Genomic DNA, 24919 nt, shown 5'->3' with positions numbered 1-24919 from the left:
CGATGAGCACACCAACCGTGCTGTCGGTGAATGTCGGGCTACCGAAGGACGTCGAGTGGAACGGGAAGACCGTCTACACCGGCGTCTGGAAGCAGTCGGTGGACGGACCGGTGATGGTCCGGCGGCTGAACCTGGACGGTGACGGTCAGGGCGACACAGCCGGCCACGGTGGCGAGCAGCGTGCGGTGATGGTGTACCAGATCGACTCGTACCGCTACTGGGAGCAGCACTTCGGACGGGACGACTTCGTCTACGGGCAGTTCGGCGAGAACCTGACAATCGACGGACTGCCCGATGACGAGGTCTGCATCGGGGACCGCTACCGGATCGGCGGCGCGGAGCTGGAGGTCACCCAACCGCGCGTCACCTGCTACCGGGTCGGCCTGCGGATGGGAGAACCGGAGCTGCCCGCACTGCTCGTCAGCCGGCACCGACCGGGGTTCTACTGCCGGGTGATCACCGAGGGCGAGATCTCGGCTGGCGACCAGATCGTCAAGACAGCCACCGGTCCGGGTGCGTTGAGTGTGGCGGACACCGATGCGCTGTTGTACCTGCCGGATCGGGACCTGGAGAAGCTGCGGATCTCCGTACAGATTCCGGCGATGAGTCCGGGGTGGGTGGGGTCGTTCCAGGAACTGTTGGACGACGCCGCGAAGCCGAAGCCTGCGTGGGAGGGCTTCCGGCGGCTACGGGTGACAGAGGTCGTTCCGGAGAGTGCCGACGTGTACTCCGTCCGGCTGGCGGCCGAAGACGGCGGTGAGCTGCCGAAAGCTCGCGCGGGGCAGTATCTGACGTTCCGGCTGCCGGAGGCTGGTCAGCCGGTGCCTGTGCGTAGCTACTCGCTGTCCACCTCACCGGACTACCGCATCAGCGTGAAGCACGAGCCGCATGGAGTCGGGAGCGGCTACATGACGACGCAGCTGAAGACCGGAAGCCTGTTGGAGGTGGCGGCGCCGCGTGGGGACTTTGTCCTCGAGGACGGCACCAACCCGGTGCTGCTGTTGTCGGCCGGCATCGGTGTGACGCCGGTTCTCGCGATGCTGCATGTATTGGCGGCGGAACGCAGTACTCGGGAGGTCTGGTGGGTTTACGCCGCTCGGAGTCCTGCCGAGCATCCGCTGGCTTCTGAGACACGTGAGCTGCTCGCACGGCTTCCGAATGCACAGGAGCGCATCTACTACAGCTCAGTGGACGGACGGCTGACGAAAGACCGGCTTACCGAGCTGGCGTTGCCCGCAGCTGCGACGGCGTACATCTGCGGGCCGGAGTCGTTCATGGCGGACATGCAGGCAGGGCTGACCGCTCTCGGGGTGACGCGGATCCACACCGAACTGTTCGGTGCGTTGGCGTCGCTCAACCCCGGAGTCGTTGGTCAAACCAGCGGTCCGCCGCACCAGCCGACCGGTGCGCCTGGCACCGGACCGCTGGTGACGTTCGCACGCAGTGGGATCGCCACACCCATGCGCGACGGCAGCCTGCTCGAGCTCGCCGAGGCGTGCGACGTCCCGACTCGCTGGAGCTGCCGCACCGGGGTCTGCCACAACTGCATCACCCCACTGCTCTCCGGTGAGGTGTCCTACTCCCCCACCCCGCTGGAACCCCCACCCAGCGACCAAGTCCTCCTCTGCTGCTCACGACCCACCGGCGACCTCGTCCTCGACATGTGACCTCAGGGCAGGTCGAGGCCGAAACCCGGGCGGTCCGGGAGTACGACGTAACCGTCGTCGAGCGTGTAGTCGCCCGTGCCGACGGTGTGGCCGGGAACGCCTTCGATGATGGGGACGTTGCCGAGGCCGGCCGCCAGGTGCGCGGCGTACAAGGTCTTCAGGGGCAGGCCCCAGGCGTGCGGTGACGCCTCGGACTTCAGCTCCGGCATCGTGCGGCGCCAGGCGGTGAGGCCGTGGCCGGTGACATCCATCAGGGCGATGTCGACGAGACCTTCGGCGGCCAGCCCGAGCACGTGCTCCTCGTCGGGGTCGTACTCGCCGTCCGCGACCTTCGGCCGGGTCGGCAGGGTCCGCAGATGGTCGTGCAGAGCCTGCAGGTCCGGCCGGCGCTCCTGGAACGGCTCCTCGATCCAGTAGAGGTCGCAGTCCGCGACGGCGTCGAGGTACTCGAACAGGCCGTTCACGGTGAAGCCGTCGTTGCCGTCGACAAGGATTCCTGCGTCGGGGTACAGCTCGCGTGCCAGCCGGGTCACCTCGATGTCGCGCCGCAGACCGGCGGCCGGCTCCATCCAGCGGTGGCCGCGCCCGATCTTCAGCTTGAAGTCGCGGAAGCCGAACGCGTGGTCCTGCGCGAGGTTCGCCCGGATCGCATCCAGGCCGCCCTCGAGGTCGTCGAAGTAGATGCCGCCGGTGTAGCAACGCACCCGTGGCGAACCGGCGGCGCCGAGCATCGCGTACACCGGCACGTCCAGGATCCGCGCCGCCAGATCGTGCAGCGGGTAGTCGAGGAACATCGCCGCCGGGTCGACGACTCCCCGGTCCGGATCGATCAGGTCGGCCAGCCGCCGGCCCACGAGCGGCCCGGGATCCCCGTCGGACAAGGGCAATCCCCAGCCGGTCGCGCCGCGGTCGGTCTCGACCACGTACACCGTGGTCGTCCCGCCGTTGCCGTGCGAGCCGAGGAACGCGTTCCGCCCGATCGTCCGCAAGTACTCGTACCGGATCTCCGTCGTGGTGACGGAGCTGATGACATGGTTCGACAGCGTCACTGATAGACCCCAAGCAGTCGTCGGAAAGCGGGTGTGTGACTCAGTACGTCGGTGTTGTCCACGAACTGGTCGATCGCGCCGACCAGCCCGAAACCCTTCAGCTGTGGATCCGTCACGGTCGCCAGACACGCCTCCGCGAACCGCCCGGACTGCAGCACCAGCGCCGGCCGATCGAAGTACGGACGCGCGGACGGCTCCACCTCGGCGGTGATCCCCAGTGCGTTGTGCCGGTCCGCCATCAGCTCGTACGCCGACACCAGTGCCTTCTCGCGCTCCCCGAAGTCACCGGCGCCGACCGCATCGCTCAGCGCCTGGTCCAGACCGTCCGGATGCCCCAACCGCGCGAACGCAGTACCCAGCCACTTCGTGTACGGCGCGTAGGTCCGCGACTGCAGGAGGGCGAGCCGCATCATGTCTCGCACCAGACGGGCGGTGACGACCTGCGACCCCAGCTCGTCGCCCACCTCATGCGTGCGTTGGACGAACGCCTCCTCCTGCGCGATCCGCGTCCACTGACAGGCCAGCGTCCATCGCCAGATCTCGTCCGGGTACCACGCCAGTGCTTCACGCACCGGTGCGAGTCGCCCGTCGTCGGCGTACACCCGTCCGGTCACCACGCCGAGGATCTGCTGCTGCGGCGTCACCAACCAGTCCGTAGTACCGATCCCCTGGGACGCGTCGAACCCGAGCTGTCCGTGCAGCCAGTCGCTAAGCGTTGAGACCGTCACGTGGTGCTCGACGTCCTGCCCCGCCCAGCCGAACCGGACCGGTAGGCCGTTGTACTCGTCCGGCAGCGCCGACTCCATCCGCGCGCGGACCGGCTCCACCTCGTCCGCGTCGACCAGCACCACGATCCGCGGTCCCCACCCGTGGTCCGTCGACCGCGCCGTGTCGTACCCGAGCACGTCCGAGCCCCACCCCAGAAGACCAGCCGCATGACTGGTTTTGCCGAGCGTTGGCGCGATCACTTCGGTGTAGAACCCGGCCACCAGCTCCTGCGCACCCACGAACTCCGGCATGCGTTTCATCCTCTCATCCATCGGTCGAGCCCGCCGGGAGTTTCAGCACGCCTCTAGAGTGACCGGGTGACTTCGCATGTGGTGTGGGACTGGAACGGGACGCTGCTGAACGACAACCACGCGGTGCTCGCGGCAGTCAACGAGGTGTGCGCCGGGTTCGGTCGCGCGGACCTGAGCTGGGGCGAGTGGCAGGCGGCGTACGCACGGCCGATGCGGGTCTCGTACGAGCAGATCCTCGAACGCACCCTCAACGAAGCGGAGTGGGCGCAGGTCGACAAGCTCTACCACGAGCGGTACGACGCGATCCTGCACACCTGTGAACTCGCCACCGGAGCCAACGACGCACTCCGGGCCTGCACCGACAGTGGCCGGACCCAATCGCTGCTGTCCATGTGGTTCCACTCCCGGCTGACTCCGACGGTCGAGCAGTACGGCCTCACGCCGTACTTCACCCGGGTCGACGGCCTGCCGGGCGAGGTCGGTGGCGGGTCGAAGGCTGACAGCCTGGTTCGGCACCTTGAGGCGCAGCAGCTCGACCCCGCGAACGTCGTACTGATCGGTGACGTTGTCGACGACGCTCAGGCTGCACAGGCGGCTGGGACGCAGTGTGTGCTCGTCTCGACCGGTGCGATGACTGTCGCGGCTCTGGAGACCACAGGCGCGCCGGTAACCGCGTCGATCGCGGAGGCGCTGCGACTGCTCGACGCGTGACCCCGTGGGCCCAGTGTGCGGGCCCGTGTTTCTCCCTGGTGTGAACCACCCGCCCGCGGCGGGACGGTGGTCTCACACGGCAGAACGGTCCAGGGAGGCACCCGATGAAGCAGTACTACGGCCCAGTGGTGGTCTTGCTCGACGACGACGGCCACGACACGTTGGAGTGGGCCGCCGCCGAGGCAGCCACGCGTGGCGCCGAGCTGCGCATCGTGTACGCGTTCCGCTGGCAGCACCTGCTCGACGCGGCGGGCAACTTGGCTGTGGACCTGCGGATCCGTGAGGCCGCCGAAGCGGTCGTCAGCTCCGCCATCGAGCACGTGCAGCGGATCTTCCCGAGTCTCCGGATGTCCTCCACGGTCTTCCCCGGCCGTCAGCTCGACGCGTTGCTGAACGAGGCGAAGGAGTCGACCGGCGCACTGATCGTCGTCGGCCACGGCCGGCGGTTCGAACGGACGCTGGCCCGGCGCCTGGCCCGCCGTACGACGGCCTCGCTCGCCGTCGTCGGTCTGACCTCGGACCGCGCGGCCGGACCGTCGCTCGGGCGGGTGGTCGTGGCGGTCGACGGCAACGGCCGGTCGGACGCTCTCGGTTTCGCGTTCGGTGCGGCGCGCCGGCGGGGCACTGGTCTGACCATCTTGCAGACCGGCGACGGCGAGGACCCGGTGGCCGCGTGGCAGACGGCGTACCCGGAGGTCGACGTACGGCGCAGCTCGGTCAGCGGAACCGTGGCGAGTGCCGTGCTGGCGGAATCCGCCGCGGCGGCTCTGACCGTGTTGACCGCCGACCGCGGCTGGCTGCAGCACGCCGGCGACGACTCCGCGGCGACCGTACTGCGCCTCGCCCGCGGACCTGTCGTACTGGTCTGACCAGTGACCGAAGGCTGGGAGTAACTGGTCTGACCAGTAGCCCGGGTGCGGCGCCGTCTAGGCTGACCCGGGTGGGGATGGCAGATCGAGAGCTCCGCGGCCGCCGGCGGGAGACCGAAGTACTGAACGGCTTGATCGGCGAGGCGCGGACCGGCACCAGCCGGGTGCTCTTGCTCCGGGGCGAGGCCGGGGTCGGCAAGTCGGCGTTGCTCGACACCCTGGTCACCGGCGCCGACGGCCTCCGGGTCGCGCGGACAGTCGGCATCGAGTCGGAGATGGAGCTCGCGTACGCCGGTCTCCACCAGCTCTGCCAGCCGTTCCTCGACCACCTCGACCGGCTGCCACCGCCACAACAAGGCGCACTCGGTACGGCGTTCGGGCTGGTCAGCGGACCGGCACCGGACAAGTTCCTGATCGGCCTCGCCGTCCTGAACCTGCTCGCCGACGCGGCCGGCGACCAGCCGGTGCTGTGCGTGATCGACGACGCGCAGTGGCTGGACCTGATGTCGGCCCGCATCCTCGCGTTCGTCGCCCGGCGGCTCGCGGCCGAGTCCGTGGTGATGGTGCTCGCGGTCCGGGACGGCATCGACCACGAGTTCACTGGTCTGACCGAGCTGGAGATCCACGGTCTCGACGACGCCGACGCGCGTGCCCTGCTGGAGTCGGTGCTGCCCGGGCCGATCGATCCGCGGGTCCGCGACCGGATCGTCGCCGAGACCCGCGGCAATCCGCTCGCGCTGCTGGAGCTCCCCCGCGCCTGGACCGCCGCCGAGCTCGCCGACGGCCTCACCGCGGGGACGCTGGTCAGCCGGATCGAGGACGGGTTCGTACGGCGTCTCGAAGTACTGCAGGAAGACACGCGGCTGCTTCTGCTCACCGCTGCCGCCGAGCCGCTCGGTGATCCGACGCTGCTGTGGCGCGCGGCCGAGCAGCTCGGTCTGGGGGCGGACCCTGCAGCCGGCGCAATCGAGTCGGGGCTGATCACCTTCGGCCAGCACATCCGGTTCCGGCACCCGCTGGTGCGATCGGCGGCGTACCGGATGGCGACGCCGCAGCAGCGCCACGCCGTGCACCACGCGCTCGCCGAGGTGACCGATCCGGAAGCCGATCCCGATCGCCGGGCGTGGCACCGCGCGCAGGCGACCACGACACCGGACGAGGACGTCGCAACAGAGCTCGAGCGATCAGCCGCCAGGGCGCGCGCCCGCGGTGGGTTCTACGCGGCCGCGACCTTCCTGGAACGGTCGGCCGCGCTGACGATCGATCCCGCTCGCCGGGCCGACCGGGTACTGGCCGCCGCGGCCGCGAAGCGCAGCGCGGGTGCTCTCGACGCAGCGCTCGACCTGCTCGGCGGTGCGGCCGCCGGTCCGCCGAATCCCGTCCGCGAGGCCGAGATCACCCGGCTGCGCGGCGAGATCGCCTTCGACCGAGGACACGCAGCCGAAGCCGCCGCAACCCTGCTCGACGCAGCTCAGCAGCTGGAGCCGCACGACCACGAGGAGGCCCGGCTGACCCACCTCGAGGCGATGTCGGCGGCGATCTGGGCCAGCGGTCCCGAGACGGCCGGCATCCTCGGTACGGCGGCCGCCGCCGCACCCGCCCCGGCGCCGTCGGACCCACCGGGCGACCTGTTGCTGCAGGCACTCACCCTCCGCTTCACCCGCGGGTACGCCGCCGCCGCGCCGCACCTGGTGAAGGCGCTCGGCGAAGCGCAACAGAACGCCGAGAAGGCCGAGGATGTCCGCGGCTGGCTGTGGCTGGCCGGCAACCGCGCGAGCGGGATCGTCGCGATCGACGTCTGGGACTTCGACGCCGCTCTCGAACTGGCCGCCCGTCAGGAACAGGTCGCGCGCGACTCCGGCGCGCTGGTACAGCTCCAGTTCGCGCTGAACTTCCGCGCCAACGTCGTGTCGATGACCGGCGACCTGACGGCAGCCGCGGCGTACGTCGACGAGGAGCGCCGGATCGCGGCCGCGACCGGGAACCGGCTGCTCGGCATCGGTTGGATGCAACTCGCGGCCCTGCGCGGCAACGACGCCGAGGCCACGGCGGCGATCGACACGATGATCCGCGAAGCGCGGGCGCAGAGCCAGGGCCGGATGATCGCGATCGCGACGTACACGAGCGCCGTGCTGAACAACGGGCTCGGCCGGTACGAGGCCGCGCGGGACGCGGCGTTGCAGGTATTCGAGCAGGACGTCGTCGCGTACGGCGTCCTCGTGATCGGCGAGCTGGCCGAGGCGGCTTCGCGGACCGGCGACACGTTGCTCGTCGAGACCGCGCTGGCCTGGCTGAACGAGCGCGTTGCCGCCGTACCGACCGACTGGGGACGTGGGATGGAGGCCCGCGCTCGGGCGCTGCTGACCAACGACGAGGACGCGTACCGCGCGTCGATCGAGCACCTGAGCCGGACCGGTCTGCGGATCGAACTGGCCCGTTCCGAGCTCCTGTACGGCGAGTGGCTGCGCCGGGAGGGCCGACGTCAGGATGCGCGCGAACATCTCCGGATCGCCCACGACCAGCTGGCCGCGATGGGCGCCGAAGGCTTCGCCGAGCGCGCCCGCCATGAACTGCTGGCCACCGGCGAGACCGTTCGCAAGCGCACACCCGAGACCACCAACGACCTGACCGCCCAGGAGGCCCAGATCGCCGGGCTGGCCCGCGACGGCCTGACCAACCCGGAGATCGCCGCGCAGCTGTTCATCAGCCCGCGAACCGTCGAGTGGCACCTGCGCAAGACCTTCGCCAAACTCGGCATCACCTCGCGCCGCCAGCTCCGGACCGCGTTACCCCGCTGACGCCTAGAAGTGATCCAGCCGGGGCTGGCTGCGGTCCTCGGTCGCGACCAGTACGTCGAGCAGCATCTCCTGCAACCACAGGCGCTCAGTCGCGTGACCCGCATCGCCCCAGAGGTTGTCCAGCTCCAGCGGATCCGCGGCCAGGTCGTACAGCTCCCCGCTGCGCTCGCGATCCGTCGCCGGCAGACCGTGGTACACCACCATCTTCCACTGCCCGGTGCGCAGCATCGTCGTGTGGACGGCGGGATCGTAGGGGTGCCCACTGTTCCGGTACTCGCACAGCGCCCAGCCGCGCCCGGTCGCGCCGTCCTCCCCGCGAGCCAACGGCAACAGACTCTGGCCCTGGCCCCGCGGCAGTGCCGGCGCTTCGGCCGCCTCTAGGAACGTCGGCGCCAGATCGATCCACTGCACCAGCTCGGTACGGCGCTCCCCCGCCGGCAGATGTCCCGGCCAGCGCACGACCAGCGGCACCCGGACCGCGCAGTCGTACATCATCGGCCCCTTCAGCATCAGCTGATGGTCGCCGAGCATCTCCCCGTGGTCACTGGTGAACACCACGATCGTGTTGTCCGCCAGGCCTTCCGCTTCGAGTGCGGCGAGGATCCGCCCGACCTCGTCGTCGACCAGCGTGACCATCGCCCAGTACGCCGCCTTGACGTCCTGCAACTCGTCCTCGCTGTAGGACAGGTAGCCGCGCGCGTGCCCGCCGTACGACTCCTTGGAGGCCTCGGTGAGGATCGCCGGCTTGTTCTCCAGCTCACCGTCGCGCGTCACCGGGCGCGGCAGGTTCTCGGCTTGGTACCGCTCGAGGTACTCCTTCGGCGCACCGAAGCCGTGGTGCGGGTCGAAGAAGTTGGCAACGAAGCAGAACGGCTTGTCCTTGTCCCGCGAGTCGCGCAGGTAGTCGATCGTCTCGTTCCCGATCCACCGGCTGTAGTGCGCCTCGGTCGGCACGTTGTCGAACCCGGGACCGCCGGGTTCGACAGCCTCCGCGTACAGATCGGGGTACGCCGTCTTGAGCCACCGGTGGTACTGGTTCTCCGACGAGCCCGGGTACGGGTCGTGCGCCCAGCGGAACACCCGGAACCCGTCGTCGTGCCGCGGCTCGAGCCGGCCGCCCTTGCATGCGGACAGGTGCAACTTGCCGACCAGGCCGCAGTCGTACCCCTCGTCGGCCAGGGTCTTGGTGAAGAACTGCTCGTGGTCGGGCAGCTGCACGCCGTTCGCCCAGAGACCGTGCGCGTGCGGGTACCGCGAGGTCATCAGCGACGCCCGCGACGGCGAGCAGACCGGGTTCTGCACGTAGCAGTTCTCGAACAGGACGCCGTCGCGGGCGAGCCGGTCCAGGTTCGGGGTCTGCACGTGCTCGTTGCCATAAGCACCGAGCGTGTCGTAGCGCTGCTGGTCGGTGCAGATCAGAAGGATGTTCGGGCGTTCACTCATGACTTGACGGCTCCTGCGATTCCCTCGACGAAGTAGCGTTGCAGTACGACGAACAGTGCGACCACCGGCAGCAGCGAGATCGACGCGGCCGCGGCCATCCCGGACCAGTCTGTCGAGTTCTCCCCGACGAACGCCAGCATGCCGACGCTCAGCGTCCGGAGATCCGGCCGCGCGAAGCTGAACACCAGCGGCAGGAAGAACGCGTTCCAGGTGCCCAGGAACGTGAGCAGCGTGACGGTCGCGGTGACCGGGTTGGCCAGCGGCAGCATGATCCGGCCGAAGATGCTGAGGAACCCGGCCCCGTCGATCACCGCCGACTCCTCGAGCTCCTTCGGCAGCTGCCGGAAGTAGCCGAGGTACAGCAGCACCGATGCGACATGCGCCCCGCCGGACAGGGCCAGCACCATGCCGGTCAGCGAGTTCAGCAGCCCGAGCCGCTGCGAGATCTCGACCACCGGGATGATCGTGTACCCGGTCGGCACGAACAGCGTGGCGATCAGGATCCCCATCACGATCTTCCGCCCGAAGAACTGGTGCCGGGCCAGGACGTAGCCGGCCATCGCACACCGCAGTACGACGAGTACGACTGTCGTGACCGTGACGACGACGGTGTTGAACAGGTACTGGCCGAAGCCGGCGTCGCTCCATGCGCGCCCGTAGTTCCCCCATTGGGCGTGCTTCGGGAGCAGCGACAGACCGGACGTGAAGACCTCGAGCGGATCCTTCAGCGACGCGCCGATCATCCACAGGAACGGGTAGATCCAGAGCAGCCCGCCGATCCCGATCACGGCTGCCGCGAACCACCACGGCAGCCGGCGCAGCACCCGCGCCGTACTCCATCGGTTCGTCCGCACGGCCCTGGCTCGCGCTGCCCGCGAGCGACTGCGTTCCGCGACGGTACTCATACCGCGCTCCTTGTCTTCCGGGCCGCGCGGATCCCGAGCAGCTGGAGTGCGCCGAGCGCCCCGACGAACAGACCGAAGATCACGGCGGCCGCCGACGCGAAGCCCAGCTCGGGAACCGTGGCCGCGAACGCCCAGCGGTAGATGTAGATCTCCACCACCTCGGTGGCATAGAACGGGCCGCCGTTGGTCATCGTGAGCATCAGGTCGAAGACCTTCAACGTACTCTCCAGGGTCAGCAGCGTGATGATCACCGCGAACGGCTTCAGCAGCGGCAGCGTCACGTGCCGGAGCAGACCCCACGGCCCGGCACCGTCGATCGCCGCGGCCTCGTACACCTCGTCCGGCACCGTCTGCAAGGCCGCCAGCCAGTAGATCAGCGTGACGCCGAACCACTTCCAGATGTACACCCCGACCACGGTCCACAGTGCGGTCTTCGGGTCGCCGAGGAAGTTGATGCCATCCGCAACGACACCGAGTTTGCGCAGTACCACGTTGACCGGGCCGGACGCCGGGTCGAAGACGAACTGCATGACCACGCCGACGATCGCTGTCGTGGTCACGACCGGGAGGAAGAATGCGGTCCGGAACAGTGTCCGCATCGGGAGCTTCGGCGAATTCAGGACCAGCGCCAGTAGTAACGTGAACAGCACCTTCACCGGCACCACGGCGACCATGAACAGCACGGTGATCTTGAACGAGTTCCAGAACAGCGGGTCGGCGAGGACCGCCCGATAGTTCGCCAGCCCGACCCAGGTCTTGGCCGAGTCGAACCCGTTCCACTCGACGAACGAGTACCAGTAGCTCGCCAGCACCGGGTAGACGGTGTAGGCGCCGTACAGGATGACGGTCGGGGTCAGGAACAGCCAGATCCAGAGCCGGTTGCGTGCCATCCTCACGAGGTCTTGTACTTGTCGCGGCCGTAATCCTGGCCGGGCGTCCAGTTCGAGAACTTCCAGTCGTCGGCGCTGACCTTGACACCCTTCGCGGCGACCGCCTTGATCGCGCGGTCGCGCTCGGCGGTGAGCTTGCGGTCGTACTCGGTGAGCGCCTTCCGGGCGTCCGGCAGCTGACCGCTGAGCACACCCTGGACGATCCCGCCCAGGTCGGGCTCGACCTGCTTCATCTGCGCGGCTACCTCGCTGACGCCCGCGTTGCGCACCTCGGGCGCGGGCCGCAGCTTGATCTGCTTCCCGAACAGCTCGGCCGCCTTCTTGTACGTCGGGTGGACGTTCGCCTTGTTCACCAGGGACAGATCCACCGGCATACCGTCCATCTGCTCGGTCTCGGCGAGCATCACCTCTTCGGTGGTGAAGATCTTCAGCAGCTTCGCGACGAGTTCCGGGTCCTTGGAGGTCGCCGCGACGACGTAGTCACCGGCCTTCGGCGGCGCATAGACGACCAGCGGCCGCCCGGCCTCGGCGGTCGGCATCGACGCGACGCCGACCTTGTCCAGGAAGACCTTGAACTGGTAGTTGATCACCCCGATGTTCCACGGGCCGTCGAAGAACAGTCCGGCCACGCCGGTCGACCAGCGGGCCCGCGCCGTCCGCGCGTCCAGTGACGACGAGGCGGGGAAGATCAGCCCGTCCTTCTTCAGCGAGGCGAGAAACTCGATCGCGTGCACGTACGGATCGGTCCCGTACGAGTACGCACCGGTGCGTGGGTCCGTGGCGCCCGCGCTGCCGGCCGCCATCGCCAGGTCGCTGACGTGCTCACCGAGCCGCTGGGCGAACTGCAGTGGCGCGATCCAGCCGGAGATCCCGTCGCCGCCGGAGGACTTGATCTTGGCCGCCGCGGACCGGAACCCGTCCCAGGTGGCGAGGTCCCGCTCCGGGTCGAGCCCGGCCTTCTCCGCTAGTTCCACGTTGTACCAAGTAAGCGTCCCGTACTGCCGGTAGTTCACCATCGGTAGCGAGTACAGCTTGTCGTCGAAGTGCGTGAAGCCGTTCAGGAACGCGTCGGCGGGCATCGCCGACAGGTCGTCCTTGGTCAGCTCGATCGGCGCGATCCAGCCGTCCTTGCGCAACCGGGCCTGCGGCAGCTTGACGCCGGCCGTGGTGAACACGTCCGGCAACTGCTTGCTGCCGTACGCCAGCTGCAGCGCCTGGCCCTGCTGGTTCGGGTTGTAAACCGTGTACTGCACAACGGCTCCGCCGGACTTCTGGAAGTCCGCGAACAGTTTCTTGTGCAGATCCTCGCGCGGCTGGAAGTGGTCCCAGACGCGCAGCGTTTTGCCACCGGTGGCCTGCCCGCCACCGCTCGGAGCGGTACTGCAGGCGCTCGCCACGAGCGCGCCGAGCGCGCCCCCGGCCGATGCGCCCAGGAACCTTCGCCTGCTGATCATGACTCCTCCTCGGGGAGCGGTACCGAGATCGTGGTACAGCGTTGTATCAAGAAGTTGGGCGCTGTGTATAGTCCTGGCGAAGGAGGTGCCGATGGCCGCAACACTCAGCGATGTCGCCGCGCGGGCCGGAGTGTCGATCAAGACGGTGTCGAACGTCGTCAACGGCACCGGCCGGGTCGGTGCCGCGACCCGGGAACGCGTCGAGCGCGTCATCGAGGAGCTCGGGTACCGCCCGAACGTCTCGGCGCGGAACCTGCGGCACGGGCGGTCCGGCGTGATCGCCCTCGCCGTACCGGAGATCGGCAACGCGTACTTCGCGGAGCTCGCCGAGCTGATCGTCAAGGCCGCCGAGGGCTACGGCTGGACCGTCCTGGTCGACCAGACCGCGGCCGACCCCGACCGCGAACGCCTCGTCCTGCAAGGGATCCGGTCGCACCTGATCGACGGGCTGCTGTTCGTCCCGAGCCGGCTGACCGCGGACGACTTCGCCGCCCGCACCGACACCACCCCGATGGTCCTGCTCGGTGAGCGGTTGACCCGGGTCGCGGACCGGGTGGCGATCGACAGCTACGCCGCCGGCCGCGCCGCCACCGAGCACCTGATCGACCTCGGCCGGAAACGGATCGCCTCGATCGGCGCCGCTCCGAGCGGCGACGCCGTCTCCCGCGGCCGTTACGAGGGGTACTACGACGCGCTGGTGGCCGCCGGCATCCGGCCGTCCGCCCGGCTCGTGATGCCGTTGCGACGCTGGCGCCAGGAGAAGGGCGTCGAGGCGGTCGAGCGGCTGCTGGCGCTCAGCAAACCACCGGACGCGCTGTTCTGCTCGAACGACCTGCTCGCACACGGCGCGCTGCGGGCGCTGTACGACCACGGCGTCCGGGTGCCAGAGGACGTCGCCGTGGTCGGGATCGACGACATCGCCGAGAACCGCTACACCCGGCCCAGCCTGACGTCGATCGCGCCCGACAAGCGGCACATCGCCGAGACCGCCGTCGGACTGCTCGCCGACCGGTTGAAGGGCAGCTTCTCGTCGGCGCCCCGGGAGTTCATCGCCGGATTCCACCTGGAGGTCCGGGAGAGCACGGGTGGCTGACGCGCCGCGCGACATCGTCCTGGTGATGACGGACCAGCAGCGCGCCGACCTGACCGCCCGCGAGGGGTTCCCGCTCGACTGCACCCCTGCGCTCGACCAGCTGGCGACGACCGGCCGCTGGTTCGACCGCGCCTACACGACGACACCGCTCTGTGTGCCGGCCCGGATCAGCCTGCTCACCGGGCGGTTCCCCAGCGCACACGGAGTCCTCGGCAACACCGGGCACGACGACCCGTCCCACGGCGCCGACCTCATCGACGTACTCGGTAAGGCCGGCTTCCGTACGGCGCTCGTCGGCAAGAACCACTCGCACCTGACCCCCGATCGGCTCGACCACTGGGTCGAGTACGGCCACTTCGGGCGCGTACCCGCGACAGCCGCGACCGGCACCGATCGCGAGTTCGACGACTGGCTCCGCGCGAACCCGGGGACGACGACCACGCCAACGCCGTACCCGCTCGAGCACCAACTGCCGGTCCGGATCGTCGACGAGGCGATCAGCTGGCTGGACTCCGCCGGGCCGGACGACCGCTCGTTCCTCTGGCTGTCGATCCCGGAACCGCATGTCCCGTATCAGGTGCCCGAGCCGTACTTCCCCGCCGCAGACTCGATCCCGCCCGCCGCGACCACGGTCGACGCGCTCGCGGACCGCGACTTCAGCTGGCGGTACGCCGGTCGACTCGCAACGCTCAGCGGCGAAGTCGACATCGTGGACCGCGCCCGGGCGAATTACGTCGGCATGCTCCGTCTCGTCGACGACCAAGTGGCTCGACTGGTCGCACATCTCGAGCAGACGGGCCGGCTCGACACGACGCTGATCGTGCACGTGGCCGACCACGGCAACTTCGCCGGCGAGTACGGCCTGATGCGCAAGGGCCCGGGGCTTCCCGAAGTGCTCGCCCGGATCCCGATGCTCTTCCACGGTCCCGGCGTCCGCGCCGATCCCCTGCCGAGCCCCGCGCACGTCTCGATCGCCGACCTACTGCCGACGCTCTGCGAGCTCGTCGAGCAACCTGTCCCGGAGGGCGTCCAGGGTCGCAGCCTGATGCCGCTCCTCGCCGATCCGAACGCGAGCGGCTTCCCGAGCATGTACGCCGAGCAGGGGTACGGCGATCCGCTCGACGAACGTCAGCTCGGCGACCGCACGCCGGGCATCCGCGAGACGCCGTCCGGAGGCCTCGCCGTCGACACGGTCAACGAGGTCACCCAGACCGGCAAACGCCGGATGATCCGCGCCGGCCGGTGGAAGCTGCTGGCCCAGGCCGACGGCACGTCACAGCTCTTCGATCTCGACGTGGACCCGTTCGAGCTCCAGGACGTGGCCAGCGATCATGCCGACGTACTCCGGGATCTCCAAGGCGAGCGGGAGCGCTGGATCACTCGCGTCGAAGGTTGACGAACGTGCTGGTCGTCGCGGTGATCGCCTGCTCGGTCGGCAACCGCTCCATCGACGACGCGCCGTAGAACCCGTCGATCTCCGGACACAACGCGAGGATGCGCTGCACGTCCGGCGGCTCCGCGATCGGACCGCCGTGGCACAGCACGAAGACGTCCGGCCGGACCGCACGGGCGGCCGCGGTCCACTCGTTGATCAGTACGGCGCAGTCATCCAGCGACCGTGCCGTACCGGCGCCGATCGAACCGCCGGTGGTCAGGCCGAGATGGCAGACGATGATGTCCGCCCCCGCCTCGGTCATCGCGGTGGCGTCCGCGGCGGAGAAGACGTACGGCGTGGTCAGCAGGTCGAGCTCGTGCGCGACGGCGATCATCGCGACCTCCTCGGCGTACCCCATGCCGGTCTCCTCCAGGTTGGCCCGGAAGTTCCCGTCGATGAGACCGACGGTCGGGAAGTTCTGCACGCCGGAGAAGCCGAGTTCGATCAGTCGGCGCAGGTACTGCGTGGGCTGGTAGAACGGGTCGGTGCCGTTCACCCCGGCGAGTACCGGCGTGTGCTTGACGACCGGCAGTACTTCGCGGCCCATGTCGACGACGATGTCGTTCGCGTTGCCGTAGGCAAGCAGTCCGGCGAGCGACCCGCGGCCGGCCATCCGGTACCGGCCGGAGTTGTAGATCACGATCAGGTCGATCCCGCCGGCCTCCTCACACTTCGCCGACAGGCCGGTGCCGGCGCCGCCGCCGACGATCAGCTCGCCGGCCGCGCGCTTGGCCCGCAGCCGCTCCAGAATAACGTCCCGCTCCATCAACTCTCCTTCGTCAGAAAGACGTTCAGTTGGTCCGCGGCGGCGTCCGCGAAGGCATCGTCGTTGATCGCCGCGTCCACCTCCACCAGCTCGACCACCGGCGGATCGACAGTTTCCCGGATCGCGTCGAACAGCGCCGCGTCCGCCGCCGGATCGTGGAACACCCCGCCCTCGACCGCGATCGCCGACACACCACGCAGCGGCAAGAACAACGCCACCGGCCCGGTCGCGGCATTGAGCCGGGAAGCGAGCCGCCGGCCGAGCTCGGCGCACTCCTCGGGCGTGGTCCGCATCAGCGTGACGCTCGGGTTGTGCACGAACAGCTTCCGCTCCCGGAACCGTTCCGGAACCGTCTCCATCGGGCCGAAGTTCACCATGTCGAGCGCACCGACCGACACCACCTGCGGGATCCCGGCCTTCCCCGCGGCGGTCAACCGATCCGCGCCGGCCGAGAACACGCCGCCCACCAACTCGTCCGCGAGCTCGGTGGTAGTCAGATCGAGGACACCGGCCAGCTGACCGGACGCGGCCAGCGACTCCAACGTCCGCCCGCCGACCCCGGTCATATGGAACACCAGCACCTCGTACCCGAGCCCGCCCAACCGCTCGCGCGCCCTGTCGACCGCGGGCGTTGTCACCCCGAACATGCTTGCTGCCAGCAACGGCTTGTCGTCGACCGTCTGGACCGGCTCCGCCAGCACCATCCCGGCGACCGCGGCGGCCGCGTTCGCGAGGATCCGCGCCGACAACCGGTTCACGCCCGCGACATCCACCACGCTCGGCATCAGTACGAGATCGGTCTCCCGGACGTACGCCGACGTGTCGCCGGACGCCGCGGTCGAGACGATCAGCTTCGGTACGCCGAGCGGCAGTTCGCGGAACGCGGCGGCCGCGATCGACGTACCGCCCGTGCCGCCGAGCGCGAGCGCACCGTCGCACCGGCCTTCGTCACGCAACCGCCGTACGACGGCTGCCGCGCCGACCGCCATCGCGGTCACGGCGGCGCCTCGATCGGAAGCCTCCCGGAGGTGGTCGAGATCAGCAGCCGCGGCCGCTGCCACCGCCGAGCGATCTACGTCGGCGTCGATGCTCGGCAGGCCCAGAACTCCGGCGTCGACGACAACGACGTCGAGGCCCGCGGTCAGCAGGCGGTCACGGACGAACGCGTACTCGGAACCCTTGGTGTCCAGGGTTCCGAGCAGCACCACGGTCGGCATGTCACTCACCCACCGTCTGCCGGTCCGGGGCCGAGAACGAGATGACGAAGATCGCCTCGTCGGTGCCGATGTTCCGGGCGTTGTGCAGCGCGCCGGACGGGATGCTGATCGTGTCCCCCGGTCCCATCGTGACCCGGTCGTCGTCGACGGTGTGCTCGATCGTGCCCTGCAGTACGTGCAGTACCTCGTCGCAGTTCGGGTGGTAGTGCCGCGGGTTCTGTTCGCCCGGCCGGATGTAGCAGCGGCCGACGGTCATCGTGTCGGAGTTGCCGAGGGCGCCGGAGACCATCCACTCCAGCCGCCCCCACGTCTGGTCCTCCAGCGCCACCGCGTCGGCGGGGGTCACCCGGCTCTTCTCACCCATGTCAGCTCCCTAGCGTGGCCGATTCACCGGCGGGCAGCCGGCGGTACAGCTCGTACAGTTCGACGATTCTCCGGACGTCTTCGAGCGTGCCCTTCTCGACCGGTTTCCCGGTCAGGACGTGCTCGCAGAAATGCACGACCTCGGGCACGTACCCGAGGTAGAACAGGTTCTTGTTGTAGAGCTGCCCGAGCGAGAACTCGGGCTCCCAGCGCAGCGGCGCCACCGCGTCGTCGGTGACGAACGACGCCGACCGCCCGTACCCGAGGTCGGCACCGGGACGGTAGTAGGTGATCCGGACGCCGTTGTCCACGACGACGTTCGCGCCGTCGCCGATCACCTCGACCCGCTCGAGCGGCGCCCCATTCGCGGATCCCGCGGCCAGGTGCAGCGTCCCGACAGCGCCGGACTCGAAGAGCAGACTCGACACGCTCGCCCCGGTCCGCGGCTCCCACTCGTAGCTCAGCCGACGGACCGGCCCCATCAGGTGGGTGAGGATCGCGGCCGGGTGGACGATGTGGTCGAGGAACCCGATCATCTTCACGTCGTCCGACCGCAGATCGGGTGCGGGCAGCGACTGCGGGTACCGCACAGAGATCGACGACGCGGTGCCGAACTCCGGCGTACCCAGGATCGCCTTCACCTTCTCCATGGCCGGCGTGAAGATCTTCTTCAGGCCAGTCATCACCGTGCGGCCGGTCTCGTCCGCGGTTGCCTGCAACCGGTCTAGCTGTGCGATCCCGGCTACGGTCGGCTTCTCCATCCACACGTGTGCGCCGGCCCGCAGGCAGTCCTCGGCGAGCGCGGTCGCCTGCACATCTCCCTCGTCGGTGTACGACGTCACGATGAACACTGCATCCGGCTGCTCGGCCGCGAGCATCGCGAGATGGTCGTCGTACGCCGCCGGCGCGCCGAACTGTCGCGCGTAAGTCTGCGCCCTGTCCAGCTGGACGTCGCACACGGCCACCAGATCGACCGGTGCGTACTGGAAGGTGGGATACACGTTGCGGTACGAGTGCCCGCCCGCGCCGATGAAGGCGCAGCGCAAGCGCTCGGCGTACTCGAACTGATAAGTCACGGTCATCGCAGGGCTCCTGCCACGAGGCCACGGGTGAACGATCGCTGCAACACGACGTACACCAGGATGGACGGAATCATCGCCAGCACGATGCCGGCGAACAACGCACCTGAGTCGGAGCTGTACTGCCCCTGGAACTGCACCAGACCGAGCGGAATCGTCCGCTTCTCCTGGCTGAACAGCAGCAACAGCGCGAGCTGGTACTCGTTCCACGCACCGAGGAAACTGAACACCCCGACCGCGAGTACGGCGGGTTTCGCCAACGGCAGCATCACGCTCCGGAAGATCCGCCAGTCCCCCGCGCCGTCGACGCGAGCGGACTCGATCAGCTCGTTCGGCAGGTCGCGGAAGAAGTTGCGGGCGATGAACACACCTAGCGGTACCCCACCGGCGACCAGGATCAACCCGAGTCCGACCCGACTGTCGACGAGCGACATCTCGCGCAGCTGGTAGAACGTCGGCACCATGATCGCTTCACCGGGCAGCGTCATGACGAGCAGGTACGCGTAGAAGATGCCGTTGCTCCGGCCGCTCGTCAGCTTCCCGAACGCGTACCCGGCAGGGCAGGTCACCAGCACGGTCAACGCGGTGACGGCGATCGCGATCACCGCGCTGTTCACGAAGTACGTGCTGAAGGCGCCGCTCGTCCAGACCGTGCGGAAGTTCTCCCATCGCCAGTGCAGCGGCAGGCCGAGCGGGTCGCCGAGCCCGAACGCCTGCCGGTACGCGTACACCGCGACCAACTCGGTGGACCGGTCCGGCCCGCCCTCGGTCATCGACCACACCGTGCCGAAACCCTTGAGCGCGTTGATGAACGCCAGGACGACGACCAGGCTGATCGCGTTGTGCAGCGACGGCACGGTGATGTTGCGGAACCGCTGCCACACCCCGGCGCCGTCGATCGCGGCCGCTTCGTGCAGCGCCGGGTCCACCGCCTGGATCGCGGCCAGGAAGATCACCAGATAGAACCCGTACGCCTGCCAGGCGCTCGCGATCCCGACCGACGGCAGCGCGAACGTCGTACTCCCGAGCCACGGCTCGGCCAGCGAGCTCAGGCCGACCGCCTTCAGGAACCCGTTCAGCAGACCGATCGTCGGGTGGTACAGCTGACTCCAGATCACGCCGACGACCGCGAGGGACATGATGTGCGGCACGAACACCAGGCTGCGGAACAGCGTCTGCGCGCGCCGCCAGCGGATCTCGCTGATCAGGGCCGCCAGCAACAGTCCGCCGCCGACCGCGAGCCCGAGGTGCATCGCCCACCAGATCACTCTCCGGCCGAGCGCCCGCAGGAAGAACGGGTCCGACCAGACGTGCAGGTAGTTGTCCAGCCAGGCCCGATGCATGACCGGCGCCACGCCGTCCCAGGTGTAGAAGCTGAGCTCGATCCCGCGCAGCAACGGCAGGAACAGGAACACCGCGAGCAGGATCAGCGAGGGCAACATCATCACACTGCTCCCCGGCGCGGTCTTCGCCGCCGACGGCAGCACCGACCACCACACCCGCCTCCCCTACGCGTTGCCCACGGCGACACTGACCCAGGGCGTGACCCGACTCGCCCAGGCCTGGAACGACTACGTCAACCGCACGACCGTGGACGTCACCGTCACCTCGGCGGTGACCTAAGCCGACTGCAGCGTCAGCAGGTAGGCGTCGACCGCAGCCGGACTCAGCGCGTGCTCGACGACCATCATCGCCGCGCCGTACAGACCGGCGTCGGCACCCATCGTGGCCGGCTCGATCCGTACGTCGCCCGCGGGACCGGACTGTGCCGAGCGCGCGATGCTCTCCCGAATCCCCGCGATCAGCTGATCCTCGGCGAGATAACCCCAGAGGCTGATCACGCCGGGATTCAACAGGTTCACGACACCAGCGAGCACCTCTCCGATGTCACGTCCGGCCATCCGCATCGCGTGACCGGCGGCGACGTCGCCTGACCTCGCCAACGCCGCCACGGCCCGCGCGTTCGGGGTGTCCACGCCGCTCGCCCGCAGCCGCTTGGCCAGCGCGCCACCACTCGCGACCGCGTTCAGGCAGCCCACATTGCCGCAGCTACAGGGCTCCTCGGACGCCCCGACGCGGGTATGACCGATCTCGCCGGCCAGCCTCGAGACGCCCTGGACAACTTTGCCGTTGACAACGACCCCGCAGCCGATCACCGTGCCGGCCTTGACGCTGATCAGCACCTCCGGCTCGTCCGTCCGCGCACAGTGCTCGCCGAACGCCAGCAGGTTCACGTCGTGGTCGACGAACACCGGAACCGAGAGCCACTCCGCCAGCACTTCCTGGACCGCCGCCCCCGACCAGTCGGCACCAGGCGCATGCGTGGACAGCTCGATCCGGGCCGGCATCCCGACGCCGATCCCGTGCACCTGCGCCACGTCCATCCCCAGCCGCTCGAGCATCTGCCCGAACTCACCGATCACCAGCCCCAGCACCGGTACGGCGCCACTGGTCACGTCGATGTCCGTCATCTGACTCGCGAGGATCTCCCCGGACAGGTCGGTGACCGCCGTACGGACACCGGAGAGGCCGAGCTGGGCCGCGAGCGTGACGCCGGACCTCGGGTTGAAACTCAGGGTGGACGCCGGGCGACCGCGGGAGCCGACCGCGGTCGGGCCGTCGAGCGACAGCATGCCGGACGCCAGCAGCACCTCCAGACGATCGTTCACCGTCGACCGGGCGATGCCGAGGTGGTCGGCCAGCTGACCGGTGGTGTTCGCGTCACCGCGCCGGACCAGTTCGAGGATCTCGCCGGCGCGGACGATGCGCGAGGGCGACATCCGGCGCCGGACGGGCTCTGTGCTGCTCATCGAATCTCCTCTGCGACCGCGGTGTGTCAGCGTACGCCAGGTCCAATTATGCCAGATTCGACTTCTTTGTGTTGACCATCAACATAAACACCTCTACGCTCGCCGAAACGAAGCCGGACCGCCGCCCGGGGGATGACGGCCGGACCGCGACCGAGCGAGGAGCAACCCCATGACCGAGGTTTTCGGGCACCCTCGTCCGCGCAGGCGCCAGCTCTTGCGTGCCGGTGGCGCGACCGCGCTCGCCGCCGGGCTGGGGCCGGCCGCACTGACCGCCTGTGGTGGGTCCGGTGACGCCGCCGGGAACAGCAGCCAACTGAGCTTCATGTACTGGGGATCGGCCTTCGAGAAGAAGGCGATCGACGACATGCTGAAGCAGTACGCGAAGGACAACAAGGGCGCCAAGGTCGACCCGATGTACGTCCCGGTGTCCAACTACCCGACCAAGGTGTCCAGCCTGGTCGCCGCCAACACCCCGCCCGACCTGGGCTACCTGGGCACCGCGCAGATGTACGACCTGGCCCAGAAAGACCTGATCCTCAACCTGTTCCCGTACCTGGACAAGTACCCGGCGCTGAAGGACCGGCTGCCGAGCAGCTACTTCTGGTACGGCAAGGACAAGCTCGCCGCGAACCAGCTCGCGATGGGCGTGCAGATCCTCTACTACAACACCGATGCCTTCAAGGCGGCCGGTGTGGACCCGGCGCCGTTCACGGCCGAGACCGCGTGGAGCTGGGACGACTTCGTCCAGGCGGCCGACAAGCTGACCGTCGACCAGAACGGGAAGCACCCGTCCGAGGACGGGTTCGACGCCGGGAAGGTCAAGCAGTTCGGCACCATCGCGCCGACCGGCGGCGCACCGCTCTACAGCCTCCTGCGCTCGAACGGCGCGGACATGGTGAACGCCGACGGGACCAAGTTCGCACTCGACTCGGCGGCGGCGCTCGACGTACTCAAGAAGATCCAGGACCTGATCTACGTACACCGGGTGGCGCCGTCGCCGGCCCAGCTGGGCAAGAACGCGCTGACCACGTCGGTGCAGCTGCAGACCAAGCGGGTCGGGATGATCATCGACGGCAACTGGACGATGCTCGATCTGATGGAGAGCAAGGTGCCGTTCGGAGTCGCGGTACTGCCGAAGTTCCAGGAGTCGCTGACGATGACCGGCGGCGCGGCCGGGGCGATCTTCGCGAAGACCAAGCACCCGGAGGAGGCGATCGAGCTCTACCTCTACTACAACGACCCCGAGCACGTGGACCTGTTCAAGGACGGGCTGTGGGCTCCGCTGCAGAAGAAGTACTACACGGACCAGGCCGAGATCGACAAGTGGGTGCTGAAGGACAAGTACCCGCCGAACTTCAAGACCGCGGTCGTCGACACGACACTGAAGCACGGCGTCACCGACTGGGGACAGCAGATCAAGAACGCCGAGCGGATCCACCAGGTGCTCGACCCGGCGATCGAGCAGATCAGCCTGAACAAGGGCGCCCCGGTCGACATCGTCAAGGCGCTGAAGCCGAAGATGCAGGCGCTGCTGCAGGGCAAGTGGCCCACCCAGGAGCTGTGATGGCCTCCTCCCCCATGAAACAGGAGGCCCGCTGGGGCGTCCTGCTCGCGCTCCCGGCGATCATCGGCTTCGTCGCGTTCACGTTCCTGCCGATGATCGCGTCGGCGGTGATCAGCCTGACCGACTGGACCATCGGCGCGGCCCCGAAGTTCGTTGGTTTCGCCAACTACAAGCGGATGTTCACCGCGGACGACAGTTTCTACAAGTCGTTGTGGGCGACGCTCTACTACACGCTGGGCGCCGTACCGCTGCTGCTGATCGTCGCGTTCGCCGCCGCGCTGCTGCTGAACCAGCCGGTCAGGGGGCAGGCGGTCTTCCGGGTGATCTACTACCTGCCCGCGATCGTCCCGATCGTCGCGAACTCGATGCTGTGGATCTGGTTGTTCAACCCCGACTTCGGCCTGCTGAACACGCTGACCGAGAAGGCCGGGCTGCCCCGGTCGCAATGGATCTTCGACGAGAGTACGGCGATCCCGTCCCTGATCCTGATGTCCGTGTGGGGCTTCGGCAACGTCGCTGTCATCTTCCTGGCGGGACTGCAGGGCGTGCCACGTCAGCTCTACGAAGCGATCGACGTCGACGGTGGCGGAGCGTGGCGGAAGTTCCGGCACATCACGCTGCCGATGATGACGCCGACGATCTTCTACAGCCTGGTGACCAGCGTGATCGGTGCGTTGCAGGTGTTCGTCCAGGCCGCGGTGATGACCGAGGGCGGCCCGAACGACTCGACGCTGTTCTACATCTACTACCTGTACCGGACCGCGTTCACCAACAACGAGATGGGTTACGCCAGCGCGCTCGCCTGGGTGCTGTTCCTCGTGATCATGGCGATCACCGTGGTGCTGTTCCGGAACTCGGGCCGCTGGGTGTACTACGAAGCCGGGAGTGCCCGATGACCGCCGTACTGGAGAAACCCGAAGTCGCCGCACCGGCACCGCCGGCGCCACGGCCGCTCATGCCGAAAGGCATCGCGAAGAAGATCCTGATGTACGTGCTGCTGATCGCCGGCGCGGTACCGACGCTGCTGCCGCTGATCTGGCTGGTCCGCAGCGCGCTGATGAACTCCGGGCAGATCTTCGTCTCGCCGCCGCAGTGGATCCCGAAGCCCTTCGCCTGGGACAACTTCTCCGGCGCGCTCACCCAGGTCCCGTTCGCGCGGTACTTCCTGAACACCCTGGTGCTCGAGGCCGGGGTGCTGATCGGGACGATGCTGTCCTGCTCGCTGGCCGCGTTCTCGTTCGCCCGGCTCCGCTGGAAGCACAAGAACCTGGTGTTCGGCATCCTGATGACGGGCGTGATGCTGCCGTACGCCGTGACGCTGATCCCGACGTTCCTGTTCTGGCAGAAGCTCGGGCTGGTGAACACCTACGTACCGCTGATCCTGCCGCACTGGTTCGGCACCGGGGTGTTCAACATCTTCCTGCTCCGGCAGTTCTTCCTGTCGATCCCGTACGAGCTCGACGAGTCGGCGTACATCGACGGCGCGACGCCGTTCCAGGTGTACTGGCGGATCATCCTGCCGCTGTCGAAACCCGCGCTCGCCGTGGTCGGCGTGTTCACCTTCCTCGGGGTCTGGAACGACTACCTGGGCCCACTGATCTACCTCAACGACTCCGACAAGTACACGCTGGCGATGGGGCTGGCGTCCTTCCAGGGCACCTACACGGCACAGTGGGGGTACCTGATGGCCGCGGCCGCCGTGGTGCTGCTGCCGATCGTGCTGTTGTTCGCCTTCGCGCAGAAGTACTTCGTCGAGGGCATCGCCCTGACCGGACTGAAAGGCTGAC

General features: G+C 68.5%; 21 protein-coding genes. 9 read left to right on the top strand and 12 right to left on the bottom strand.

The genetic code is table 11. The features are described 5' to 3' along the window. Positions 1-2: 2 nt before the first annotated feature. A complete protein-coding gene (locus ACWGID_RS09750) occupies positions 3-1667 on the top strand; it encodes an MOSC domain-containing protein (RefSeq protein ID WP_452195998.1) in 1665 nt (554 codons plus the stop codon). A gap of 2 nt (positions 1668-1669) precedes the next feature. Here ACWGID_RS09750 and ACWGID_RS09745 read toward each other — a convergent pair whose 3' ends face one another. Together ACWGID_RS09745 and ACWGID_RS09740 are read right to left on the bottom strand one after the other, a co-directional pair. Continuing rightward, complete coding sequence (locus tag ACWGID_RS09745; protein ID WP_452195997.1) at positions 1670-2716, bottom strand: enolase C-terminal domain-like protein; 1047 nt, start codon at positions 2714-2716, stop codon at positions 1670-1672. Next, positions 2713-3735: a DUF4037 domain-containing protein gene (locus ACWGID_RS09740; RefSeq protein ID WP_452195996.1), complete on the bottom strand. Its 1023-nt coding sequence runs from the start codon at positions 3733-3735 to the stop codon at positions 2713-2715. Before ACWGID_RS09740 ends, ACWGID_RS09745 begins: the two co-directional genes overlap by 4 nt. A gap of 66 nt (positions 3736-3801) precedes the next feature. On the opposite strand from ACWGID_RS09740, the gene ACWGID_RS09735 reads away from it, so the two are divergent. The 3 genes from ACWGID_RS09735 to ACWGID_RS09725 all read left to right on the top strand — a co-directional run bounded on the left by ACWGID_RS09735 (position 3802) and on the right by ACWGID_RS09725 (position 8113). After that, positions 3802-4446, top strand: coding sequence for an HAD family hydrolase (locus ACWGID_RS09735; protein ID WP_452195995.1), 645 nt, complete (start codon positions 3802-3804; stop codon positions 4444-4446). 104 nt (positions 4447-4550) lie between these two features. Beyond that, positions 4551-5315, top strand: coding sequence for a hypothetical protein (locus ACWGID_RS09730; RefSeq protein WP_452195994.1), 765 nt, complete (start codon positions 4551-4553; stop codon positions 5313-5315). 77 nt (positions 5316-5392) lie between these two features. Further along, positions 5393-8113, top strand: coding sequence for an ATP-binding protein (locus tag ACWGID_RS09725; protein ID WP_452196104.1), 2721 nt, complete (start codon positions 5393-5395; stop codon positions 8111-8113). Positions 8114-8116: 3 nt separating this feature from the next. On the opposite strand, the gene ACWGID_RS09720 is transcribed toward ACWGID_RS09725, so the two are convergent. From ACWGID_RS09720 to ACWGID_RS09705, 4 genes are read right to left on the bottom strand one after another with little or no spacing between them, the layout of a single operon-like run. Then, positions 8117-9556 (bottom strand): sulfatase family protein, encoded by a 1440-nt coding sequence (locus tag ACWGID_RS09720; RefSeq protein WP_452195993.1) that lies wholly within the window; start codon positions 9554-9556, stop codon positions 8117-8119. Next, on the bottom strand, positions 9553-10461 hold the full coding sequence (locus tag ACWGID_RS09715; RefSeq protein WP_452195992.1) for a carbohydrate ABC transporter permease: 909 nt from the start codon (positions 10459-10461) through the stop codon (positions 9553-9555). Before ACWGID_RS09715 ends, ACWGID_RS09720 begins: the two co-directional genes overlap by 4 nt. Beyond that, the gene (locus tag ACWGID_RS09710) at positions 10458-11351 is read right to left on the bottom strand and encodes a carbohydrate ABC transporter permease (protein ID WP_452195991.1); all 894 of its coding nucleotides are present in this window, start codon (positions 11349-11351) and stop codon (positions 10458-10460) included. Before ACWGID_RS09710 ends, ACWGID_RS09715 begins: the two co-directional genes overlap by 4 nt. A gap of 2 nt (positions 11352-11353) precedes the next feature. Beyond that, positions 11354-12805, bottom strand: coding sequence for an ABC transporter substrate-binding protein (locus ACWGID_RS09705; RefSeq protein WP_452195990.1), 1452 nt, complete (start codon positions 12803-12805; stop codon positions 11354-11356). A 91-nt stretch (positions 12806-12896) separates the two neighbouring features. On the opposite strand from ACWGID_RS09705, the gene ACWGID_RS09700 reads away from it, so the two are divergent. Beyond that, entirely contained in the window at positions 12897-13898 is a 1002-nt protein-coding gene (locus ACWGID_RS09700) for a LacI family DNA-binding transcriptional regulator (protein ID WP_452195989.1), read from the top strand. Beyond that, positions 13891-15294: a sulfatase family protein gene (locus tag ACWGID_RS09695; RefSeq protein ID WP_452195988.1), complete on the top strand. Its 1404-nt coding sequence runs from the start codon at positions 13891-13893 to the stop codon at positions 15292-15294. Before ACWGID_RS09700 ends, ACWGID_RS09695 begins: the two co-directional genes overlap by 8 nt. Here ACWGID_RS09695 and ACWGID_RS09690 read toward each other — a convergent pair. The 6 genes from ACWGID_RS09690 to ACWGID_RS09665 all read right to left on the bottom strand — a co-directional run bounded on the left by ACWGID_RS09690 (position 15275) and on the right by ACWGID_RS09665 (position 21568). Beyond that, complete coding sequence (locus ACWGID_RS09690; RefSeq protein ID WP_452195987.1) at positions 15275-16099, bottom strand: phosphoenolpyruvate hydrolase family protein; 825 nt, start codon at positions 16097-16099, stop codon at positions 15275-15277. The genes ACWGID_RS09695 and ACWGID_RS09690 overlap by 20 nt on opposite strands. Continuing rightward, positions 16099-17316, bottom strand: a complete 1218-nt coding sequence (locus tag ACWGID_RS09685) for a Tm-1-like ATP-binding domain-containing protein (protein ID WP_452195986.1) — start codon at positions 17314-17316, stop codon at positions 16099-16101. Before ACWGID_RS09685 ends, ACWGID_RS09690 begins: the two co-directional genes overlap by 1 nt. A gap of 1 nt (position 17317) precedes the next feature. Then, positions 17318-17680, bottom strand: a complete 363-nt coding sequence (locus ACWGID_RS09680) for a cupin domain-containing protein (protein WP_452195985.1) — start codon at positions 17678-17680, stop codon at positions 17318-17320. Position 17681: 1 nt separating this feature from the next. Then, positions 17682-18761: a Gfo/Idh/MocA family protein gene (locus tag ACWGID_RS09675; RefSeq protein ID WP_452195984.1), complete on the bottom strand. Its 1080-nt coding sequence runs from the start codon at positions 18759-18761 to the stop codon at positions 17682-17684. Continuing rightward, entirely contained in the window at positions 18758-20257 is a 1500-nt protein-coding gene (locus ACWGID_RS09670) for an ABC transporter permease (RefSeq protein ID WP_452195983.1), read from the bottom strand. Before ACWGID_RS09670 ends, ACWGID_RS09675 begins: the two co-directional genes overlap by 4 nt. Positions 20258-20377: 120 nt before the next feature. Continuing rightward, complete coding sequence (locus tag ACWGID_RS09665) at positions 20378-21568, bottom strand: ROK family protein (protein ID WP_452195982.1); 1191 nt, start codon at positions 21566-21568, stop codon at positions 20378-20380. A 169-nt stretch (positions 21569-21737) separates the two neighbouring features. Here ACWGID_RS09665 and ACWGID_RS09660 point away from each other — a divergent pair, with 169 nt between their 5' ends. The 3 genes from ACWGID_RS09660 to ACWGID_RS09650 are packed head-to-tail and all read left to right on the top strand — an operon-like array spanning position 21738 to position 24918. Continuing rightward, positions 21738-23132, top strand: a complete 1395-nt coding sequence (locus tag ACWGID_RS09660; RefSeq protein ID WP_452195981.1) for an ABC transporter substrate-binding protein — start codon at positions 21738-21740, stop codon at positions 23130-23132. Further along, positions 23132-24028: a carbohydrate ABC transporter permease gene (locus ACWGID_RS09655; RefSeq protein ID WP_452195980.1), complete on the top strand. Its 897-nt coding sequence runs from the start codon at positions 23132-23134 to the stop codon at positions 24026-24028. The genes ACWGID_RS09660 and ACWGID_RS09655 overlap by 1 nt, the downstream gene beginning before the upstream one ends. Continuing rightward, complete coding sequence (locus ACWGID_RS09650; RefSeq protein WP_452195979.1) at positions 24025-24918, top strand: carbohydrate ABC transporter permease; 894 nt, start codon at positions 24025-24027, stop codon at positions 24916-24918. Before ACWGID_RS09655 ends, ACWGID_RS09650 begins: the two co-directional genes overlap by 4 nt. The last annotated feature ends 1 nt before the right edge of the window (position 24919 follow it).

Source organism: Kribbella sp. NPDC054772 (genome assembly GCF_053611945.1).
Note: the sequence above shows the minus strand (reverse complement) of the source record. Positions and strands in the feature narration are given on the sequence as shown.

What these genes read in the sequence shown, in the direction of transcription:
- ACWGID_RS09690 (WP_452195987.1), bottom strand. Translation starts at nt 16,099, where the DNA reads ATGGAGCGGGACGTTATTCTGGAGCGGCTGCGGGCCAAGCGCGCGGCC.
- ACWGID_RS09665 (WP_452195982.1), bottom strand. Translation starts at nt 21,568, where the DNA reads ATGAGCAGCACAGAGCCCGTCCGGCGCCGGATGTCGCCCTCGCGCATC.
- ACWGID_RS09660 (WP_452195981.1), top strand. Translation starts at nt 21,738, where the DNA reads ATGACCGAGGTTTTCGGGCACCCTCGTCCGCGCAGGCGCCAGCTCTTG.
- ACWGID_RS09715 (WP_452195992.1), bottom strand. Translation starts at nt 10,461, where the DNA reads ATGAGTACCGTCGCGGAACGCAGTCGCTCGCGGGCAGCGCGAGCCAGG.
- ACWGID_RS09710 (WP_452195991.1), bottom strand. Translation starts at nt 11,351, where the DNA reads ATGGCACGCAACCGGCTCTGGATCTGGCTGTTCCTGACCCCGACCGTC.
- ACWGID_RS09650 (WP_452195979.1), top strand. Translation starts at nt 24,025, where the DNA reads ATGACCGCCGTACTGGAGAAACCCGAAGTCGCCGCACCGGCACCGCCG.
- ACWGID_RS09720 (WP_452195993.1), bottom strand. Translation starts at nt 9,556, where the DNA reads ATGAGTGAACGCCCGAACATCCTTCTGATCTGCACCGACCAGCAGCGC.
- ACWGID_RS09700 (WP_452195989.1), top strand. Translation starts at nt 12,897, where the DNA reads ATGGCCGCAACACTCAGCGATGTCGCCGCGCGGGCCGGAGTGTCGATC.
- ACWGID_RS09685 (WP_452195986.1), bottom strand. Translation starts at nt 17,316, where the DNA reads ATGCCGACCGTGGTGCTGCTCGGAACCCTGGACACCAAGGGTTCCGAG.
- ACWGID_RS09655 (WP_452195980.1), top strand. Translation starts at nt 23,132, where the DNA reads ATGGCCTCCTCCCCCATGAAACAGGAGGCCCGCTGGGGCGTCCTGCTC.
- ACWGID_RS09725 (WP_452196104.1), top strand. Translation starts at nt 5,393, where the DNA reads ATGGCAGATCGAGAGCTCCGCGGCCGCCGGCGGGAGACCGAAGTACTG.
- ACWGID_RS09705 (WP_452195990.1), bottom strand. Translation starts at nt 12,805, where the DNA reads ATGATCAGCAGGCGAAGGTTCCTGGGCGCATCGGCCGGGGGCGCGCTC.
- ACWGID_RS09740 (WP_452195996.1), bottom strand. Translation starts at nt 3,735, where the DNA reads ATGCCGGAGTTCGTGGGTGCGCAGGAGCTGGTGGCCGGGTTCTACACC.
- ACWGID_RS09675 (WP_452195984.1), bottom strand. Translation starts at nt 18,761, where the DNA reads ATGACCGTGACTTATCAGTTCGAGTACGCCGAGCGCTTGCGCTGCGCC.
- ACWGID_RS09730 (WP_452195994.1), top strand. Translation starts at nt 4,551, where the DNA reads ATGAAGCAGTACTACGGCCCAGTGGTGGTCTTGCTCGACGACGACGGC.
- ACWGID_RS09750 (WP_452195998.1), top strand. Translation starts at nt 3, where the DNA reads ATGAGCACACCAACCGTGCTGTCGGTGAATGTCGGGCTACCGAAGGAC.
- ACWGID_RS09680 (WP_452195985.1), bottom strand. Translation starts at nt 17,680, where the DNA reads ATGGGTGAGAAGAGCCGGGTGACCCCCGCCGACGCGGTGGCGCTGGAG.